Source organism: Methylobacterium sp. 001424705, from assembly GCF_059816145.1.
The window spans coordinates 32,616-48,964 of the sequence record NZ_JCBANU010000021.1; the positions used below are offsets into that span (position 1 = coordinate 32,616).

The 16,349-nt window shown below is 70.8% G+C and carries 22 protein-coding genes; 3 read left to right on the forward strand and 19 right to left on the reverse strand.

Features of this window, described 5'->3' with window-relative positions:
- Nucleotides 1-61: 61 nt before the first annotated feature.
- From AC6EUL_RS15990 to AC6EUL_RS16005, 4 genes are all read right to left on the reverse strand, one after another.
- Nucleotides 62-496, reverse strand: a complete 435-nt coding sequence (locus AC6EUL_RS15990; RefSeq protein ID WP_499871237.1) for a hypothetical protein — start codon at nucleotides 494-496, stop codon at nucleotides 62-64.
- Between the two features lie 211 nt (nucleotides 497-707).
- Complete coding sequence (gene panD, locus AC6EUL_RS15995) at nucleotides 708-1,130, reverse strand: aspartate 1-decarboxylase (RefSeq protein WP_056211398.1); 423 nt, start codon at nucleotides 1,128-1,130, stop codon at nucleotides 708-710.
- Nucleotides 1,131-1,236: 106 nt separating this feature from the next.
- Nucleotides 1,237-1,557: a hypothetical protein gene (locus AC6EUL_RS16000; protein ID WP_499871239.1), complete on the reverse strand. Its 321-nt coding sequence runs from the start codon at nucleotides 1,555-1,557 to the stop codon at nucleotides 1,237-1,239.
- Between the two features lie 728 nt (nucleotides 1,558-2,285).
- Nucleotides 2,286-2,909 (reverse strand): L,D-transpeptidase, encoded by a 624-nt coding sequence (locus tag AC6EUL_RS16005; protein WP_499871241.1) that lies wholly within the window; start codon nucleotides 2,907-2,909, stop codon nucleotides 2,286-2,288.
- A 181-nt stretch (nucleotides 2,910-3,090) separates the two neighbouring features.
- Between AC6EUL_RS16005 and AC6EUL_RS16010 the strand changes: the two genes are divergently transcribed.
- A complete protein-coding gene (locus tag AC6EUL_RS16010) occupies nucleotides 3,091-4,020 on the forward strand; it encodes a histone deacetylase family protein (RefSeq protein WP_499871243.1) in 930 nt (309 codons plus the stop codon).
- A 29-nt stretch (nucleotides 4,021-4,049) separates the two neighbouring features.
- Here AC6EUL_RS16010 and AC6EUL_RS16015 read toward each other — a convergent pair whose 3' ends face one another.
- The 4 genes from AC6EUL_RS16015 to AC6EUL_RS16030 form a co-directional block, all read right to left on the reverse strand.
- Nucleotides 4,050-4,247 carry a hypothetical protein gene (locus AC6EUL_RS16015; RefSeq protein WP_056211391.1) on the reverse strand — a complete coding sequence of 66 codons (198 nt, stop codon included), beginning with the start codon at nucleotides 4,245-4,247 and terminating at the stop codon, nucleotides 4,050-4,052.
- 23 nt (nucleotides 4,248-4,270) lie between these two features.
- Nucleotides 4,271-4,894 carry an acyl-homoserine-lactone synthase gene (locus tag AC6EUL_RS16020; RefSeq protein WP_499871245.1) on the reverse strand — a complete coding sequence of 208 codons (624 nt, stop codon included), beginning with the start codon at nucleotides 4,892-4,894 and terminating at the stop codon, nucleotides 4,271-4,273.
- Between the two features lie 149 nt (nucleotides 4,895-5,043).
- Nucleotides 5,044-5,778 (reverse strand): helix-turn-helix transcriptional regulator, encoded by a 735-nt coding sequence (locus tag AC6EUL_RS16025; protein ID WP_056211387.1) that lies wholly within the window; start codon nucleotides 5,776-5,778, stop codon nucleotides 5,044-5,046.
- A 96-nt stretch (nucleotides 5,779-5,874) separates the two neighbouring features.
- Nucleotides 5,875-6,306: a DUF488 domain-containing protein gene (locus tag AC6EUL_RS16030; RefSeq protein WP_056211488.1), complete on the reverse strand. Its 432-nt coding sequence runs from the start codon at nucleotides 6,304-6,306 to the stop codon at nucleotides 5,875-5,877.
- Nucleotides 6,307-6,521: 215 nt separating this feature from the next.
- Between AC6EUL_RS16030 and AC6EUL_RS16035 the strand changes: the two genes are divergently transcribed.
- On the forward strand, nucleotides 6,522-7,391 hold the full coding sequence (locus tag AC6EUL_RS16035) for a glycoside hydrolase family 25 protein (protein WP_056211385.1): 870 nt from the start codon (nucleotides 6,522-6,524) through the stop codon (nucleotides 7,389-7,391).
- Nucleotides 7,392-7,467: 76 nt separating this feature from the next.
- Here the strand turns inward: AC6EUL_RS16035 and trhA are convergent, their stop codons facing one another.
- From trhA to AC6EUL_RS16070, 7 genes are all read right to left on the reverse strand, one after another.
- Entirely contained in the window at nucleotides 7,468-8,148 is a 681-nt protein-coding gene (gene trhA / locus AC6EUL_RS16040; RefSeq protein WP_056272409.1) for a PAQR family membrane homeostasis protein TrhA, read from the reverse strand.
- Nucleotides 8,149-8,254: 106 nt separating this feature from the next.
- Complete coding sequence (locus AC6EUL_RS16045) at nucleotides 8,255-8,479, reverse strand: hypothetical protein (RefSeq protein ID WP_499871248.1); 225 nt, start codon at nucleotides 8,477-8,479, stop codon at nucleotides 8,255-8,257.
- A 245-nt stretch (nucleotides 8,480-8,724) separates the two neighbouring features.
- The gene (locus AC6EUL_RS16050) at nucleotides 8,725-9,819 is read right to left on the reverse strand and encodes a COX15/CtaA family protein (RefSeq protein WP_499871332.1); all 1,095 of its coding nucleotides are present in this window, start codon (nucleotides 9,817-9,819) and stop codon (nucleotides 8,725-8,727) included.
- A gap of 88 nt (nucleotides 9,820-9,907) precedes the next feature.
- Nucleotides 9,908-10,057: a hypothetical protein gene (locus tag AC6EUL_RS16055; RefSeq protein WP_200917650.1), complete on the reverse strand. Its 150-nt coding sequence runs from the start codon at nucleotides 10,055-10,057 to the stop codon at nucleotides 9,908-9,910.
- Between the two features lie 79 nt (nucleotides 10,058-10,136).
- The gene (locus AC6EUL_RS16060) at nucleotides 10,137-10,418 is read right to left on the reverse strand and encodes a hypothetical protein (RefSeq protein WP_082487808.1); all 282 of its coding nucleotides are present in this window, start codon (nucleotides 10,416-10,418) and stop codon (nucleotides 10,137-10,139) included.
- Nucleotides 10,415-10,600: a hypothetical protein gene (locus AC6EUL_RS16065; RefSeq protein WP_056211377.1), complete on the reverse strand. Its 186-nt coding sequence runs from the start codon at nucleotides 10,598-10,600 to the stop codon at nucleotides 10,415-10,417. Before AC6EUL_RS16065 ends, AC6EUL_RS16060 begins: the two co-directional genes overlap by 4 nt.
- Nucleotides 10,601-10,810: 210 nt before the next feature.
- Entirely contained in the window at nucleotides 10,811-12,619 is a 1,809-nt protein-coding gene (locus AC6EUL_RS16070; protein WP_499871251.1) for an adenine deaminase C-terminal domain-containing protein, read from the reverse strand.
- A gap of 324 nt (nucleotides 12,620-12,943) precedes the next feature.
- Here AC6EUL_RS16070 and AC6EUL_RS16075 point away from each other — a divergent pair, with 324 nt between their 5' ends.
- The gene (locus tag AC6EUL_RS16075) at nucleotides 12,944-13,198 is read left to right on the forward strand and encodes a hypothetical protein (protein ID WP_056211374.1); all 255 of its coding nucleotides are present in this window, start codon (nucleotides 12,944-12,946) and stop codon (nucleotides 13,196-13,198) included.
- A 46-nt stretch (nucleotides 13,199-13,244) separates the two neighbouring features.
- On the opposite strand, the gene AC6EUL_RS16080 is transcribed toward AC6EUL_RS16075, so the two are convergent.
- The 4 genes from AC6EUL_RS16080 to AC6EUL_RS16095 all read right to left on the reverse strand — a co-directional run bounded on the left by AC6EUL_RS16080 (nucleotide 13,245) and on the right by AC6EUL_RS16095 (nucleotide 16,307).
- The gene (locus AC6EUL_RS16080) at nucleotides 13,245-13,460 is read right to left on the reverse strand and encodes an alkylphosphonate utilization protein (protein WP_056378640.1); all 216 of its coding nucleotides are present in this window, start codon (nucleotides 13,458-13,460) and stop codon (nucleotides 13,245-13,247) included.
- A gap of 11 nt (nucleotides 13,461-13,471) precedes the next feature.
- Entirely contained in the window at nucleotides 13,472-13,675 is a 204-nt protein-coding gene (locus AC6EUL_RS16085; protein WP_056211367.1) for a hypothetical protein, read from the reverse strand.
- Between the two features lie 92 nt (nucleotides 13,676-13,767).
- On the reverse strand, nucleotides 13,768-14,532 hold the full coding sequence (locus AC6EUL_RS16090) for an SOS response-associated peptidase (RefSeq protein ID WP_056272418.1): 765 nt from the start codon (nucleotides 14,530-14,532) through the stop codon (nucleotides 13,768-13,770).
- A gap of 86 nt (nucleotides 14,533-14,618) precedes the next feature.
- Nucleotides 14,619-16,307 carry a methyl-accepting chemotaxis protein gene (locus tag AC6EUL_RS16095; protein WP_499871255.1) on the reverse strand — a complete coding sequence of 563 codons (1,689 nt, stop codon included), beginning with the start codon at nucleotides 16,305-16,307 and terminating at the stop codon, nucleotides 14,619-14,621.
- Nucleotides 16,308-16,349: the final 42 nt, after the last annotated feature.

Sequence of the window (16,349 nt, forward strand, 5' to 3'; positions counted from 1 at the left end):
CAATCTCACGGTGCGATGCACCATATGATTTTGAATGCGAAATATCAGGGGCTGGCGGCTCCTAGGCGGCCAGCAATTCGCGCATCCGGTCGCTCTCGGCGGTGGCGCGGTTGGCTGCCAGCGCGAAGGCGATGAGGGCTTCGTCGCTGGCCTGGGCCTCACGCACGACCTCGCGGGCGAGGCGGGCGGCGAGACGGGTCGGGCCGCTGCCGGCGCGCAGGCTGCCCACCAGCCAGGCGGCCACGCCCGCATCGATGTAGCCGGTGGGGCGCTCGCCCCAGACGGCGAAATTCACCACCGACGCGACGAGGTAGTCGCCGAAACTCGTATCCGCGAAGGTGACGATGCGCTCGAGGGCGATCAGCATGTCGGCCTCGTCGCGGCACACGAAGCCATCGGGGAGAATCTCGCGCGCCAGGATCTGGACGTCCTCGGCGGTGATGCAATCGGCTGCAACGATACGGTTACAGAAAACCTGAAGCGAAAGGTTGATCATCTCTTGATGCCTCCCCGGCTTTATCTTGGCCGGTCTGTGTCCCTGTCGATGGTTCGACTATGCAGGACGGCATCGTTCAAGCGGTTAACGGGCAAATCTGAATCACTGTTCAGGTTAAAGCCTGCTCACGAATGAGCCTTTCGAAATCCTGACGCTCCGGAGCCGGCGCACCCTCCCCGCTCCGAGGGCCGCGGGCGGAGCCGGCGCCCCGTCAGCCCGCGATGCCGGGCCCGAGGATGCGCATGTCGAGGCGTCCCTCGGCGTCGCGGAAGACGTCGTAGGTCACCCGGTCGCTGACCGCGTTGTCCGGGCCGAAGATCAGCACCTTCGGCTTGCGCGCAATCACGTCCTCGATGGAGCCGTAGGTCGCGGAGGCGATGATGACCTCGTCGCCGACCTGGCAGGTGCGGGCGGCGGCCCCGTTCAGGATGCAGCAGCGCGATCCCGCCGCGCCGTAGAGGACGTAGGTGCTGATCCGGGCGCCCGACATCTTGTTCCAGATCTCGACGAATTCGAGGGGATCGAGGCCAACCTCCCGGCAGAAGTCCGCGTCGAGGGTGATCGAGCCATGATAGTTCAGGTCGGCACCGGTCACCCGGAGGCCGTGCAATTTGGCGCGGACGAAACTCTGCATCGGTCTGGCTCTCCCTCGTGCGGTCGCGTTGTTAATCGGCGCCGTCGCGGGAGGCCAGGTCTATCTGGCGCCGACCGGACCGCTCAGGAGAGCCGGGACGATCCGCTCAGGCCCCGGATCCAGCCCCGCAGATGATCGGGTTCGAGGTCCTCCACGGGGCGCCCCTCCGGGGCCCGGACTTCCGCGCGGAGCTGCCCGGCGCGAGGCCGTGGGTGCCCTTGAAGGCCCGCGCGGCATGACTTGGCGTGGCGAACCCGAGGGTCCAGACCAGATTCGAAATCCGCACGTCCCTGCCGCTGCGGAAGATGGCCGAGCGCAGGCGGTCCACGCGGCGGCGCAGGATCTCGTGCCCGACCCCGCCGACCGGGACGAAGGCCCGGTAGAGGGCGCTGCGGGACAGGCCGGAGCCGGAGGCGACCGCGCGCATGTCGAGGTCCCGCCGCCCCAGATGCGCGCCGCCTCACGCTGGTGGACGGCGCCGGCGATCTGCCGGTCACGCAGGAGCAATCCGGCGGCGCGGCGCCCCCTCACGGCGGCCTGGAGGCGGTCGCCGATCCGCGAGACCGTCGGGCCGATCGCGTAGAGGTCGTGGTAGGCCGCGAAGCGGTCCGGCGCATCCGGGGCGAAGACGGCCTGGCTCACGGCGGGCCGTTCGGCGCCCGGCGCGTCGACCGGGGGGCGTCCGGCGCCCCAAAAGGCGGCGGGCGCTCCGATGATCCTGCCCGCCTCGCCATCCCCGCGCGCCCCGCGCCTGCCTTGCAGGCAGGGCTCGGCACACGCGAGGGTCACCGGGCACGCCAGGTGTTCGTGAGCGTTTCGGGGGTCGCGCCTTCGTGCCGGGACGTGCGGCGGGGTGCCTGGGCATCGGCCGTCCCGACGCCATGACCTCGCCCGGAACGGCCGTCTCGGGCGCGACGACGTCGCGCTCCCGTTGTGCCTGCCGGTTCTCGCGGCGCAGGCGAACGCACTCATCGTCACGTCGGGATCGGCCGTCGGCGGCTCCATCCGCCCGGTTCGTGACGGCGAACCCCCGCGCGAGGCGGTCGGCGTTCCGCCGGCCCACCGTCCCGCCGGGCGTCACCGCGGGATGCGCCGGGGGCTGGTGCCGACGAACGACCCGCCGCGACCGACAAACCACCCGCGCTTGGTTAAGTGTCAGCGCACCACCACCTTCGCGCCGATCGGCACCCGGTCGTAGAGGTCGACCACGTCGTCGTTGCGCATGCGGATGCAGCCCGAAGAGACCGCCTGACCGATCTTCTCCGGTTCGTTGGTGCCGTGGATGCGGAACAGCGTGTCCTTCTTGCCCTCCGCGAGATAGAGGGCGCGGGCCCCGATCGGGCTCGTGGGGCCACCTTCCAGGCGCTTCGGCAGGTCGGGCCGGCGGGCCAGCATCTCCGGCGGCGGGTTCCAGTCCGGCCATTCGCCCTTGCGGTCGACCTCCGCCGTCCCGGCCCAGGCCATGCCGGCATGGCCCACGGCCACGGGATAGCGCACGGCCTTGCCGTCGGGCAGCACATAGTAGAGCCGCCGCTCCTTGGTGACCACGATGACGGTTCCGGGCGCTTCCCGCGTCGGGTAGTCCACGGTGGCGCGGGCGATCTTCGGATCGACGGGGGCGCTCGGCGCGAGCTTCATCCAGGCCTTGTCGCGCTCCGGCCCGCTCATGGGGGCGGGCGCTGCGGCGAGCGGTCCGGTCGCCCCCGGACTGGTCTGGGTGTTGCAGGCGCCGAGCGGCAGCAGCGTACCGATCAGGAGGAGAAGGGCGGGCGCGCGCATGGATGAGGGCCTGTCTCGACCCGCCGGTCACCGGGCGCGGTCTGATCGATTCGTGTTCGGACAGGTCTTGCACAACCCGAGCCGAGCGCGCATCCCGGCAACGTGATCATGCGCAAGATGTGATACATTGGCATCATCTGTTGTCTTAAAGCGACAGATCGGCGGCCGCAAAGGGATGACCGTGACGACGCTGTACGTGAGCCACCCGTCCGCCCTCGATCACGCCATGCCGGAAGGGCATCCCGAACGCGCCGACCGGATCCGGGCGGTGGAGCGGGCCCTCGAGGACGAGCGCTTCGCCGGGCTTGTCCGCGGCCAGGCCCCGAGGGCCGAGACCTCGGTGCCCACCCTGGTCCATCCCGTGCCCTACGTGCAGGCGATCATCGAGGCGTCGCCGACGGAGGGCTACGTCCAGATCGACGGCGACACCCTGCTCTCCCCCGGCACCGTCGAGGCGGCCCTGCGCGGGGTCGGCGGCGCCGTGCACGCGGTCGATGCCGTGATGGCGGGCGAGTGCACCAATGCCTTCGTGGCCATGCGGCCTCCGGGCCACCATGCCGAGCGCATGACCGCGATGGGGTTCTGCGTCTTCAACAACGCCGCCATCGCGGCGCGCCATGCCCGCGAAGCCCACGGGGCGAGCCGGGTGGCGATCGTCGATTGGGACGTCCACCACGGCAACGGCACGCAGGACATCTTCTGGGACGACCGCTCCGTGATGTACGCCTCCACCCACGAGATGCCGCTGTTTCCGGGTACGGGCGCCGCGTCGGAGCGGGGCAACCACGACACCATCGTCAACGTACCCCTGCGGGCGGGCGACGACGGCCCGGTCTTTCGCGAGGCCTTCGAGGCCGGCATCCTGCGCCGCCTCGACGCCTATGCCCCCGACCTCATCATCATCTCGGCGGGCTTCGACGCCCACCACCTCGATCCCCTCGGCCATGTTGAGCTCACCGAAGCCGATTTCGGCTGGGCGACCCGCCGCCTGATGGCGCTGGCCGATCGCCATGCCGGCGGGCGCGTCGTCTCGGTCCTGGAGGGCGGCTACAGCCTCAAGGGGCTCGGCCTCTCCGTCGCCGCCCACGTGGATGCGCTGATGGGGCGCTGAGTCTCCGGCGCCGGTCCGCCCGTCCGCCCTCAGGCGACCGGCTCCGGGACGAGGGCCGGATTGTCCGATGGATCCGCCATGGCGACGGCGATCTCAAACAGCAGAAGGTCGATCAACCGCCGCATCACCGGCGTCCCGGCCTCCGCGATGACGGCCCGCGCCGCGATGCAGTGGGCGGCGAGGACGTCGAAGGCCTCGCCCTTCGGTGGCTGGATCAGGGTGAGCATGGCAGGTCCTTTGCGGCCGCGCGTCAGGCGGCGAGGTAGGGGTAGGTCGGAGCGAGGACGGAGTCCGTCCGCCCCGTGAGGGCGCGCAGGCGTGCCAGCGTCCGCTCGTCGAATTCCGCGGTGGCCGCGATGATGTCCTCGCCGCTGATCGATTGCGGCAGGCCCAGCGGCCGGGCCCGGAAGTGGAGCTGCACCACGTGCAGCAGGTAGAGGGTCGGCATTTGCAGCACGAGCTGGCGCACGCCGTTGGCGAGGCCCCACTCGACGATGCCGGAGAGCAGGGTGAGCGAGACCGGATTCACCGCCTTGCCCCGTCCGCGATGGGACCGGGCGACGGCCTGGCGCGTCCATTCCCAGGTGTCGTGGCCGCAGGGCAGCGCCACCTCGCAGAGCTGCGGCAGCACGTCGGAGAGGAGGTGCGGCCGGGTCGTCGGCAGGAGCCGGCTGTAGCCGATGACCCGCCCCGCCTCGATGGCGAGGAAGTGCATCGCGTGGGCCGTGTCGAACTGGTCGATCTCGCGCCCGTCGGGACGAGCGAGGTCGAGCCAACGCTTTTCCTCGACGAAGATCGCGTGCCTCAGGCGCCAGACCTGTTCCATTTCTTCGCGGAAGCAGTATTCATTCGCGGGTGTCACGATCTGAATCATGTCGAAACCTCCGTTCCGAGGCCGGTTCTGACATGATCGGGACCGTCACAAACCTACGGGAACCCGTAGGTCGACGCCGCGAGGCGTGCGGGATCGACGCCGGCGGACCCTGCGCGGGTGGTCGCGATGGCCCCCGCGAGGGGGCCGCGTCAGGTGATCAGTCCGCGCCGCAACGCCACCGCGACCGCCTGGGTCCGGTTGGTGGTGCCGAGCTTCGTCCGGGCCGAGCGCAGGTGGAAGTCGACCCCGTGGGTCGAGATGCCCATGACCTCGCCGATCTCCCAGTCGGTCTTGCCCTCCGCCGCCCATTGCAGGGCCTCGCGCTCCCGCGGCGCGAGCCGGGCGGCCCGCGCCGCCCCCGCCGGGCCGCGCAGGCGCAGGAGATGGCCGAAGGCGTAGGTGGCGATGAGATGGAGCATCGGCCGGTCGCCGGGATTCAGCCCGAGGCGCTCGCCCGAGAGGCTGAAACCCGCCATGTCGCCGTCGAGGGTCATCAGCGGGACCGTGATCCCGTCGCGCAGGCGGAACTCGCCCGCCTCCGCCATCACCCGGCGGGCGCCGGCATCGTCGCCGAACCGCTCGCCCAGCTCGCTCCAGGCGAAGGGCGCCGTGCTGTGGGCGAGGTGACGGACCGTGGGGTCGTGGAAGGCGTAGCCGCGCGCCAGGTAGCGCCGGCCCCATTCCTCCGGGAAGGTGTTGACCAGGATGTGTCCGTGCTGCTGCCGCGCCGGCGTCCCCTTGCGGGGAATGGTCCCCGCCATGGCATGGGACACGCCGTGCGCCGCGAATTCCGTCACCAGCAGGCGCCCCACATCGTCGGTGCTCGCGGTCCGGTCGAGGGCCCGGAGGAAGCCCAACGTCTGATCCAGCGCCTTGCGCGTCATTGCAAATCCGGCATCGTCACCCCCGGTTGAGTGAAAACCGGATAACTCTAGATTGTCAACGCGCCGATGGCCTACGTGTGGCGAGGGCAGCGGGCGTCACCCGAACAGGTCCACCGTCGTGAAGCCCCGCGCCTGCATCCGCTCGGCGAGGACGCGGCGATGGCAGCGCGCCGGCTCGCGCTCGAAGCAGAGCAGGCAGATCGGCGTGCGGTCGGCCAGGGCACAGAGTTCGTCGAGGGCGAGGCCGCCATCGGCGGTGTCGAGCACCTCCTCGCAATAGATGCGCCGCATCAGCGCGGCATCGTCGGCGCGGGCCGCCTGTCGGCCGGCCTTCGGCGTGCCGAGGCTGCGGGCATGGGCGTAGCCGATGCCGGACTCCTCCAGGCTGGTGCGCAGGGCGGTCTTGGAGAAGCCGCGCTTGCGGGAATTCGCCACGGCGCGGACATCCGCCAGGGTTCCAACCTCTGCCTCCTTCAGAGCCGCGATCAGGCGCTCGGAATCGAGACCTTCGTACCCGATGGTGAACAGAACCTTCACGGCACCCTCCTGTGTCCCAAACCCGCAGGCACGGCCTGCACTTAGGGGGTGGTGCCCGTGGGGGCCAGGGTGGATGCCGACCGCCTATGTGGCTTGCCCGACACGGCTTCCGGAAATCCGCCGCATTGCCGTCAAAGGTCTGTTAACCGCGCCCGGGTCATCCCTTAGCCATTGGTAGCGCGTAGAAGCTGGTGGGTCGGGCAACGATGCGGCTGTGGAACGGGACTGCCCCGGCACGTCAGAACCAGCGTGCGCCGCTGACCGCCTTGCGCGCCGGATTGCGGCGCGGCGCGGCGGTGGCCGTGCTGTCCGCCCTCGCGGCCTGCTCGGGAACCACGGATTTCTATCCGACCAAGGGCGATGCCAAGCCTCATCCCGGCGTCGCGCGGGCCAAGCAGCACCCGGTCCAGGGCATCGACATCTCGAAGTGGCAGGGTCCCGTCGACTGGATGTCGGTGCGTGCGGCCGGCACCCAGTTCGCCTTCATCAAGGCGACGGAGGGCGGCGACCACGTGGACGAGCGCTTCCGGACGAACTGGGACGGGGCCGCGCAGGCCGGCGTGCCGCGGGGCGCCTACCATTTCGTCTTCTGGTGCCGCTCGGCCCAGGACCAGATGGCCTGGTTCAAGAAGAACGTCCCCAACGACCCGACCGCCCTCCCCCCCGTCCTCGACGTGGAGTGGAACGGCCATTCGCAGCTCTGCCCGAAGAAGCTGCCCAAGGCCCAGGCCCTGTCGATGATCCGCTACATGCTCGACGAGATGGAGCGCTATACCGGCAAGCGACCGATCATCTACACCGACATCACCTTCCACAAGGACGTGCTCGAGGACGAGCTGCCGGACTACCCGCACTGGGTCCGCTCCACGGCCGCCGAGCCGGAGCAGCGCTACGTCAAGCGCAAGTGGATGCTGTGGCAGTTCACCTCGACCGGGCGGGTTCCGGGCGTGCGCGGCGACGTCGACCGCAACGCCTTCTACGGCACCCCCGCCGAGTGGGCCTCGTTCCTCTCGACAGATTGCGATCCGCGCGAGCACCGCAACCTTGCCGATCGCGGACTCTGCACGGGCAAGTAGCGCCAAGGGTCGTTCCCGGCCTCGAACCTCTGACCGACTCCAAGCACGGCGTCCCGGCGCCGGGCCCGGTCGCCCCTCAGGCGCCGGCGCCCATCACGGTCGCCATCACGGTCCCGTAATGGCAGGCCGTCGCAGCGAGGACGAAGGCGTGCCAGATCGCGTTCTGGTACGGCAGGCTGCGCCAGACGTGGAAGACGACCCCGAGGGAGTAGAGGACGCCGCCCAGGGCGAGCATCCAGACGGCATCGCTGCCGAGTCGGCCGATCACCGCGTCGTAGGCGACGACCCCGCTCCACCCGAGGGTGAGGTAGAGGCCGATCGAAACCCGGTCGTAGCGCCCGGGCAGGAGCAGCTTCAGGGCGATGCCGATCGCCGCCACCAGCCAGACCGTGCCGAGAAGGCTCCACGCCGGCAATCCGTCGCCCACCAGGGCGACCAGGGGCGTGTAGGTGCCTGCGATCATCAGGTAGATCAGGGCGTGGTCGGCGCGCCGCAGCAGCCATTTCCGGCGGGACACCGGCCACATGTTGTAGGTGGCCGAGACGCCGAGCATCGAGACGAGGCCGGCCGCGTAGATCGTGACCCCGGCACGCTCGAGGAGCGAGAGCGGCGAGAGGGCGGCGATCACCACGATGGCGATGGCACCCGCGACGCCGAGGGCGACACCCACGACGTGGACGGCGCCATCCGCCAGGATTTCTTTCCGGGTATAGTTCCAGGTCACTCCCGTAGGGCGTCCGTCGTCCGCTAAAAGCATCGCCGACCTCCGGTATATCCGTTGAGGCTACGCTTGAACCTGTTGCCGCGTTCCCCGCGACAACTACCGAGTTGGAGCGATCAACAGGAATCTCTTCGGGCGAGGACTAGCCCGGAAGGATGTTGGGATAGCGGTTCGCGATGGCGACGGCCCAGACGGCGCCGAGCAATCCCGTCAGGCCGAGGGCCAACCAGGCCTGCTTGCCGTGACGGCGCTTCGCCGGGGATGGGGTCTGACCGGCGGAGGCGGCTGTCCGGGGCTCGGAGGTCGTCCGGGGCTCGGAGGGGGTCGGCTCGGATGCGGGCGTGCGCCGGGTCTCGGTATCCTGCATGCAGGGATCGTCCTCTCGCGGTTCAGGTGCGTCGGACGAGGGGGGACCCGAGGGCTCCGGCCGCGTTCCGACGGGGGTCGAACGTGCGGGGGCCAGAGTGGTTCGTTGCAGTGCGGTCGCGATGTGGCGATCCGCACATGCCGGGCCTCGGCCGCATCCGTCACGCGATCGCGTCGATCCGGCAACCGTGTCGCTCAGGGAGCCCTGTCGATCACGCTGCCCTGTCGATCACGCTGCCCTGCCGATCACGCCGTCCTGCCGGTAAGCGTTTCGTAGCCGAAGGGGGTCGACGGGCGTCCGAGGGGCGCCGGGACGTGGGATCGGGCCGCTCGCCGGGCATGGACCGTCGCCATCGTCAGCACCGCCATGGCGAAGACCTGATGGGCGAGCGCGGCCCAGAGCGGCACGGCCAGCAGCAGGGTGGTGATGCCGAGGACGGCCTGGGTGAGGACGAGGGCGGCGATGCCGGTTGCCCGGCGGCCCATGCCCGAGCCCGCGCGCGCCCGGCGGGCGTCGAACGCATGAACGAGGGCCACCGCCAGCAGCAGGTAGGCGGTCAGGCGATGGTTCAGCTGCACCAGGGCGAGGTTGTCGACGAAATTCTCGATCCAGGGCGTCCCGGCGAAGAGCTCCGCGACCGGCGGGATGAGGTGCCCGTCCATGGTCGGCCATGTGTTGTAGAGGAGACCGGCCTTCGATCCCGCCACGAGGCCGCCGAGGAAGATCTGCACGACGACGAGGGCCATGATGGCCAGGGCCGTCCGGCGCAGGCGGGGCGGATCGACCTCGACGGCGGCGTCCGGCGCCCGCAATCCGGCGGCGAGCCAGACCAGACCGGCCAGGATCAGGCTGGCGGTGGTGAGGTGCAGGGCGAGCTTGAGGGGCGCCACCGCGGTCATCCCCGGCTGCAGTCCGGAGGCGACCATGATCCAGCCAATCGCGCCCTGGAGCCCGCCCAGGAGCCCGAGGCCGAGGAGGCCGAGGCCGAGGCGCCGGGTCAGGGCGCCGCGCCACCAGAACCAGAGCAGCGGCAGGAAGAAGACGAGGCCGACGATGCGGCCGAGGAGGCGGTGGCCCCATTCCCAGGCATACAGGACCTTGAAGTCCGAAAGCCCCATGCCCTGGTTCAGGATGCGGTACTGGGGCGTGTCGCGGTACTTGTCGAACTCCGCCGCCCAGGCCTCGGCCGAGACGGGCGGAATCGCCCCGGTGACGGGGCGCCACTCGGTGATGGAGAGCCCGGAACCGGTTAGGCGGGTGGCGCCGCCGACGGCGACCATGCCGACGACGAGGGCGGCCAGAACGTAGAGCCAGATCCGCACGCCCCGTAGGCCGGGCATCACGCCGGTCGCCTGTTCGCCTGCTCGCACCACGTCGCTCCTCGCATCCCGCCCGGGCGCCGGACGGCGCGCCTCGGATGGGTGCGGGTTAAGCGAGGTAGGCGCTGTGGGCAACGCTCAGCGACGACGCACCGGGGGCCAGGCCTTCGGCATCCAGCTCGCGCTGGCGGCTGAGCGACAGCATCTCGAGCACGGCGATGACGATCCAGGGCCCCGCGATCCCGATGAAGAACGTCATGCCTGCGAATCCTCCGGCGCGTCACGCGCGACAGCGAGAATAGGCGACGCACGGGGTTCGGCAAGACGCGAGGGGGCCCTCAGAGGGCCGCCCGCGCCAACTTCCAGGCCAGGAAGGCCAGGACACCGGCACCGAGACACCGCCGCCACGGATTCACGCCCCGTACGACCTCGTCGACGGCCCACCATGCCAGGGCCGCCGCGCCGAGAATACGCAGGTAGGGACCGATTCGGCCGCCGGGCCCGTCGAGCCAGCCGACCAGCGCGCAGCCGATGAAGATCAGCAGCGGCGCGTTCGGCCATTGTCCGATGGTGATCGCACCGGTCTTCCGGTCGCGAAAGAACCAGTCGATCGCGTTCAGGTCGGGACCCCGCTCTCGGCCTTGCGGGCCGGGGCGCAGATCTGTGGCGACACCTTGTCGAGATGCTCGCAGGCGTTGCGCAGGTACCAGGCCCGCAATTCCGGCTGGCCGGGGGCCACGTACATGCCGACGAGGACGAAGGCGACGGCGCCGACGAGGATGAGGGTGAGAAGACTACGCATCGGGGCAACTCCCAGGACCGGTCTGGCGCCCCTTCCGTCCACCCGATCGTCGGGCGATCCCAAGTCCGGGTAAGCCCGGGACAAAGAAACAGCCCGCGCGCCGATCACGGCATGCAGGCTGTGTAAGCTTGGGAGGATCGAGAGGCTGTTGAGACCTGCCTGACAACGGGGAGACCCCGCCCTGGTTCCCGCGCGTGGAGCGGGAAAACGTCAGGCCGCCTGGAACAGGGGCACGATCCGCATCCCCGGCACCAGGACGAGACCCTTGTCGGTGATGCGGATCTCCGGGATCACCGAGAGCGGGATGAGGTTGAAGCCCATATACGGAATGGTGCAGCCGGCCCGATCCCAGGCCTCCTTCAGGATCCGGACTTCCTCGGCCACGGCGGTGACGCGCTTGTCCGACAGGAGCCCCGCCACCGGCAGCGGCACCAGGGCGACCACGGCCCCGTCCTCCACCACGCAGACGCCGCCCTGGATCGCGCCGAGGGCATCGAGGGCGACGCGCATGTCGCCCTCGTTCAGGCCGGCGACGATGACGTTGTGCGAATCGTGGCCGACGCTGCTCGCCACCGCGCCCCGCTTCAGCCCGAAGGCCCGCAGCAAGCCGTGGGCGACGTTGCCGGCCCGGCCGTGGCGCTCGATCACGGTGACGAAGCAGAGGTCGTTGGCCCCGAGGGTCGAGGGCCAGTCCGGTCCGGGCACGAGGTCGACGATCTCGTGGGTGAGCTCGATGCCCGGCAGCGTGGTGCGGATCGCGTTGACCCGGCACGGGCCTGTCGGCAGGTCCGGGGTCAGGGCCGGCAGCGGGTCGGGCAGGTGCATGGTGGCGTAGGCCGGCGCGGGGTAGCGGTAGGGTCGGGACAGCGCGGCATCGAGCAACGGCGTGATCCGGCGGTCGTCGACCACGAGCTCCCCGCCGTACCAGGTGGACTGGGGCACGAGGTCGTCGTCGAGGAGCACGAGGTCGGCCCGGCGCCCGCCGCCGAAGCCGCCGATCTCCCCATCGAGGCCGTAGCGGGCGGCGGGGTGCAGCGAGCCCATCGACCAGGCCTGGACCTTCGGGACGCCCATGCGCACCGCCTCGCGCACGACCCAGTCGAGGCCGAAGGCGAGGAGATCCTGCGCGTCGCGGTCGTCGGTGCAGACGCAGATCCGCTTGGCCGCGGCGCCGTAATCCAGGATGGTGCCGATGGCTTTCGGCAGGCTGTGCCAGGGCGTGGTCGGCGGGCCGCCGCGCAGGTAGATCCAGATTCCGGCCTCCAGGAGGTCGTCGGCGATGTCGCGGTCGATCGCCTCGTGCGTGTCGGTGACGCCGCTGGCGGCGTAGGCCGCCACGAAGTCGCGTCCATAGATGTGGCCCGAGACCGGGCGACCGCGCTCCAGGGCGGCCTGGATGATGGCATGGGCGCGGGGATCGCCCTCGCAGACCGCCACGAAATCCATCTTCTCGCCGAGGCCGATCGCCTCCGGCCAGGCATCGAACAGGGCCGCGATCTTGGCGGCATCGAGGTCGCCGCCCGCGGTCTCCAGTTCGGGCGAGGTCGCCGGCACCGTGCTGGGCACCGTGAGGTAGATGTTCAGGGGCGCCGCGCGGGCATCCTCCAGCATCCAGGCGATACCGTCGGCGTCGAGGACGTTGCCGATTTCGTGGCTGTCGCAGACGATCGTGGTGGTGCCGTTGAGGAGCGCGGCCTCGGCATAGGCACAGGCCGTGACCATGCTGCTCTCGATGTGCAGGTGCGGGTCGACGAGGCCCGGCGCGAGGAGCCCGCCGCCGAGGTCGCGCCGGGGCGCATTGCCCCGGTAGGTTCCCGCCGGCTTCACCGCCGCGATCCGCCCGCCGGCGATCCAGACCTCGCGATGCGGCAGGATGCGCTCCGAGTAGGTCGAGAGCAGGCGGGCGCCGGTGAGGACGCGGTCGGGCTCCGCGCGGCCGGAGGCCACGGCCGAGAGGTGTCGCGTCATCCGGCTCAACGGTTCGACGGAGAAGCGCGTCAGCGGTCGCGTGTCGGTCATGCGGTCTCCCGGCTCCGTGGCACTCGACGTGTCCGTCGGATCTGGCGTGCGCCGGGGCCGCCACGCCGGCCCGGCCGTTCCGCGGCGCATGCATCGTGCCAGACACCGGGCCGGGCGGACAGGCGGTGCGACCCGGCGAAACGGGTTGCCAAGCGGGAACGGCGAGACCATTTAAGACAGATGCCGATCGCGACCCCGCGTCGCTCGATCGGAGACGGCCACGAGGCCGGGCCTGGGTGACGCCGGATGTACGCGCACCCGCCCCGCCCATCCGTGGCCGTCGGCGTCTCTTCCCCACCCCTGCAGTTCGAGCACCGTCCCGTCATGGCCAAGCGTACCAAGTCGAAACCGCAGGAGCGCGGCTCCGTCCTGTTCGACGTCGTCTATGACGATGAGTCCCGCGCCTCCAACCGGCGTGTCCCCATGGAGATCCTCGGCGGCCTCGACGGCGACGAGCCGGCCCGCCAGCTCATCGAGGACCAGGACCGCGCCATTTCCGAGAAATCCGGTCGTCCCCTGCGGGCGATCCGCAGCCTGACCCGCTCGCCCGCCCGCGTCTCCACGGCGTCCGACGAGTAGGCGCTCGCCAGGCCGGCCTGCGGCGCGGGGCCGGCGAGGCCCCGCCTCAGGCCTTCTTGAGGAATTCGGCCCTCAGCACGAGGCCCTTCACCTTCTCGGCATTGCCCTCGATCTCGGACGGATCGTCGGTCAGGCGGATGTTCTTGATCAGCGTACCGCGCTTCAGGGTCGTCGAAGTTCCCTTCACCTTCAGGTCCTTGATCAGCGTCACCGCGTCGCCGTCGGCGAGCTTGGTGCCGTTCGCATCCCGGGTCTCGTCCATTGCCCGCGCCCTCAGCTCTCGGGACGCAGGTAGGGTCGGCCGGCATCCACGAGCGCCCGGTCCACGGCCTCGATGGCGAGGAGGATGCGGGTGAGGTCCTCGGCCGCCGAGGGCGCCGCGACCTCGCTGCTGCCGATCCGCCGGGCGAGCGCAGCGCGCTGACGGGCCAGGCTGTCCCGCGCCCGGTTCATCTGGTCGATCTCTTCCGCCGTCATGCTGTGCTCCCCTGAACGCCCGGCCGGGCCGCGGGAGCGATGCGACCTTTGGGGGCCGAACGCAAGGACGGCGTCGTCCCGAGGGTCCCCCTTCAGAACAGGGCACCCTGCGCATCCTCGTCGCTGGAGCGCGGCTGCGCGGCGGGCGGGGCAGACCGCCCGGCTTCGCCCCTCTGCGGCCGGGCCAGGGGCTCGATGAGGTCCGGCGCATCGATGCGGGCGTCGTTCACCCGGGCGCTGACGGGGTCCAGCGTGAGCCAGTCGTCGGGACAGGGGCGGCACAGCTTCACCGCGGCGTCCGGCTCCGTGTCGCGGGTGTCGAGCCAGGAATCGATCTGGTCCGGCGCGAGGATCGCCGGCATGCGGTCGTGCACCGCCGCCATCGTGCCGTTCGCGTCCGTGGTGACGACGGCCGCCGTGTCGACCTCCGAGCCGTCGGCCCCGAGCCAGTTTTCCCAGAGGCCCGCGAGCGCCATCGGTGCCCGGTCGGCGCGGCGGATCATGAAGGGGGTCTTCGTCGCGGCCTTGCCCGTCCCCTCCCGGCGCCACTCGTAGAACCCGTCGGCCAGGAAGACGCAGCGGCGGTGACGCAGGGCGCCGCGGAAGGTCGGCTTCTCCCGCAGGGTCTCGGACCGGGCGTTGATGACGAGGGGGAAGTCCTTCGGGTCCCTGACCCAGCTCGGCCACAGACCCCAGCGCACCAGCCGGAACCGGCGCCGCCCGCCCTCGGACAGCACCACCGGCACCGGCTGGGTCGGCGCCACGTTGTACCGGGGCGGGAAGTTCGGCAGCTCGGGATAGCCGTAGAAGGCCCGGAAGATGTCCGGAGCCTGGGCGATGAAGAAGCGTCCACACATCCGCGGACGATCCGCAAATTCGACCCGATGGGCAAGGGGCTCAGGCCCCCCGGGGAGACGGATCCCCCGGGGGCGCGTCGCCGGCCTCAGGCGGCGCGGACGCCGGCGAGGAAGCGGCCGACCTCCTGGCCGAGATGGTCGGACTGGCGCGCGAGGGCCGAGGCGGACGCCAGGACCTGGCTTGCCGCGGCGCCGGTTTCCTCGGCCGCTCCCGCCACGCCAGCGATGTTGGCCGTGACCTCGCCCGTGCCGGTGGCGGCCTGCGCGACGTTGCGCACGATCTCCTGGGTCGCCGCGCCCTGCTCCTCGACGGCCGCCGCGATGGTGGTCGCCACCGCGCTGATCTCGTCGATCCGGCCGCGGATGGCGTCGATGGCGTGCACGCTTTCGGCCGTGGCGCCCTGGATCCGCGCGATCTGCGTGCTGATCTCGTCGGTGGCCCGGGCCGTCTGCCCGGCCAGTTCCTTCACCTCCGTTGCCACCACGGCGAAGCCGCGCCCGGCCTCGCCGGCCCGGGCCGCCTCGATCGTGGCGTTCAGCGCGAGGAGGTTGGTCTGACCGGCGATGTCGGAGATCAGCTTGACCACGTCGCCGATCCGCGCCGTCGCGCCGCTGAGTTCCTGCACCAGGGCGGCGGTCGTGCCGGCCTCGCGCACGGCGGCGCCGGCGAGCTCGGCCGAGCCCTGCACCTGGCGGCCGATCTCCTGCACGGAGGAGCCGAGCTCCTCGGCTGCCGCCGCCACCGTCTCGACGTTCGAGGCTGCCTCCTCGGCGGCGGCGGCCACCGACAGGGAACGCCCGGCGGTCTCGCTCGCGGTGCCGCTCATGGCCTGGGCGGTCGCCTGCAACTCGCTCGCGGCCCTGCCCACGGAGTCCACGATGCCGCCCACGGCACGCTCGAAGCCGTCGGCCATCTCCTGCATCGCCCGGCGACGCTGGGCCTCGGCCCCGGCCCGCGCCGAGGCCGTGTCCGCCTCGAGGGCCTTCATGCGGATCAGACTCTCCTTGAAGACCTGGACGGCGTCGGCGATGCGGCCGATCTCGGTGCCGGTGCCCTGGTGCGGGACCGTCACGGCGAGGTTCCCGGCGGTGAGCGCCGTCATCGGCTGCACCACCGAGTCGATGCCCCGCGTGACGCTGCGGATGATCAGGGTCGCGAGCAGGACCGCGAGCACGACGGCCACGCCGAGGGCCGCCAGCGCGATCGACGTCGTCTGGGACGCGAGGGCGACGCCCTCCGCCTCGGCCTGCGCGGCGCCGGCGTCGTTGATCTCGATGAGCTTCTCCAGGGCGGTGGAGGCGCGCCGCCGCGGCTCGACGCCGTCGGAGAGGTAGAGGGCGTAAGCCTCGCCCTTCGGGGCGGTGCGGGCGGCGGCGACGATCCGGTCGGCCACGCCGAAGAAGGTGGTGACCTCCCGCCTGAAGGCCTGGAAATGCCCGCGCTCCGCATCCGAACTGATCAGGCGCTCATAGCTCTTGGACAGGGCACCGACCTGTTCCCGGCGCTTGGTCATGTCGGCCTCGATCTTGGCCTGGTCGCCGGCATCCGTGGTCTGCGTCACGCGCAGCAGGCTCGTGGTGTAGCGGGCCAGGGCGACGTCGATCCGACCGCTCACCTGCACGCTCGGAAGCCAATTGGTCTGGACGGCGGTGAGTAGTGCGTTGATCCGTCCGACACCGGACATTCCAAGCCAGCCAATTGCGACGATGAAGAATGTGATGATCGCGAAGCTGGCAACCAACCGAGTGCGGATGGTCAGGGTCTTGAAGGTCATGGAACCGCTCCAAGAGCATGCATCCGCCCTCCGGATCATGCC

What these genes read in the sequence shown, in the direction of transcription:
- AC6EUL_RS16035 (WP_056211385.1), top strand. Translation starts at nt 6,522, where the DNA reads ATGCGGCTGTGGAACGGGACTGCCCCGGCACGTCAGAACCAGCGTGCG.
- AC6EUL_RS16075 (WP_056211374.1), top strand. Translation starts at nt 12,944, where the DNA reads ATGGCCAAGCGTACCAAGTCGAAACCGCAGGAGCGCGGCTCCGTCCTG.
- AC6EUL_RS16000 (WP_499871239.1), bottom strand. Translation starts at nt 1,557, where the DNA reads ATGCGCGCGGTCGCCTCCGGCTCCGGCCTGTCCCGCAGCGCCCTCTAC.
- AC6EUL_RS16015 (WP_056211391.1), bottom strand. Translation starts at nt 4,247, where the DNA reads ATGCTCACCCTGATCCAGCCACCGAAGGGCGAGGCCTTCGACGTCCTC.
- AC6EUL_RS16085 (WP_056211367.1), bottom strand. Translation starts at nt 13,675, where the DNA reads ATGACGGCGGAAGAGATCGACCAGATGAACCGGGCGCGGGACAGCCTG.
- AC6EUL_RS16070 (WP_499871251.1), bottom strand. Translation starts at nt 12,619, where the DNA reads ATGACCGACACGCGACCGCTGACGCGCTTCTCCGTCGAACCGTTGAGC.
- AC6EUL_RS16090 (WP_056272418.1), bottom strand. Translation starts at nt 14,532, where the DNA reads ATGTGTGGACGCTTCTTCATCGCCCAGGCTCCGGACATCTTCCGGGCC.
- AC6EUL_RS16050 (WP_499871332.1), bottom strand. Translation starts at nt 9,819, where the DNA reads ATGCCCGGCCTACGGGGCGTGCGGATCTGGCTCTACGTTCTGGCCGCC.
- AC6EUL_RS15990 (WP_499871237.1), bottom strand. Translation starts at nt 496, where the DNA reads ATGATCAACCTTTCGCTTCAGGTTTTCTGTAACCGTATCGTTGCAGCC.
- AC6EUL_RS16065 (WP_056211377.1), bottom strand. Translation starts at nt 10,600, where the DNA reads ATGCGTAGTCTTCTCACCCTCATCCTCGTCGGCGCCGTCGCCTTCGTC.
- AC6EUL_RS16020 (WP_499871245.1), bottom strand. Translation starts at nt 4,894, where the DNA reads ATGATTCAGATCGTGACACCCGCGAATGAATACTGCTTCCGCGAAGAA.
- trhA (WP_056272409.1), bottom strand. Translation starts at nt 8,148, where the DNA reads ATGCTTTTAGCGGACGACGGACGCCCTACGGGAGTGACCTGGAACTAT.
- AC6EUL_RS16025 (WP_056211387.1), bottom strand. Translation starts at nt 5,778, where the DNA reads ATGACGCGCAAGGCGCTGGATCAGACGTTGGGCTTCCTCCGGGCCCTC.
- AC6EUL_RS16005 (WP_499871241.1), bottom strand. Translation starts at nt 2,909, where the DNA reads ATGCGCGCGCCCGCCCTTCTCCTCCTGATCGGTACGCTGCTGCCGCTC.
- AC6EUL_RS16095 (WP_499871255.1), bottom strand. Translation starts at nt 16,307, where the DNA reads ATGACCTTCAAGACCCTGACCATCCGCACTCGGTTGGTTGCCAGCTTC.
- AC6EUL_RS16045 (WP_499871248.1), bottom strand. Translation starts at nt 8,479, where the DNA reads ATGCAGGATACCGAGACCCGGCGCACGCCCGCATCCGAGCCGACCCCC.
- AC6EUL_RS16055 (WP_200917650.1), bottom strand. Translation starts at nt 10,057, where the DNA reads ATGACGTTCTTCATCGGGATCGCGGGGCCCTGGATCGTCATCGCCGTG.
- panD (WP_056211398.1), bottom strand. Translation starts at nt 1,130, where the DNA reads ATGCAGAGTTTCGTCCGCGCCAAATTGCACGGCCTCCGGGTGACCGGT.
- AC6EUL_RS16080 (WP_056378640.1), bottom strand. Translation starts at nt 13,460, where the DNA reads ATGGACGAGACCCGGGATGCGAACGGCACCAAGCTCGCCGACGGCGAC.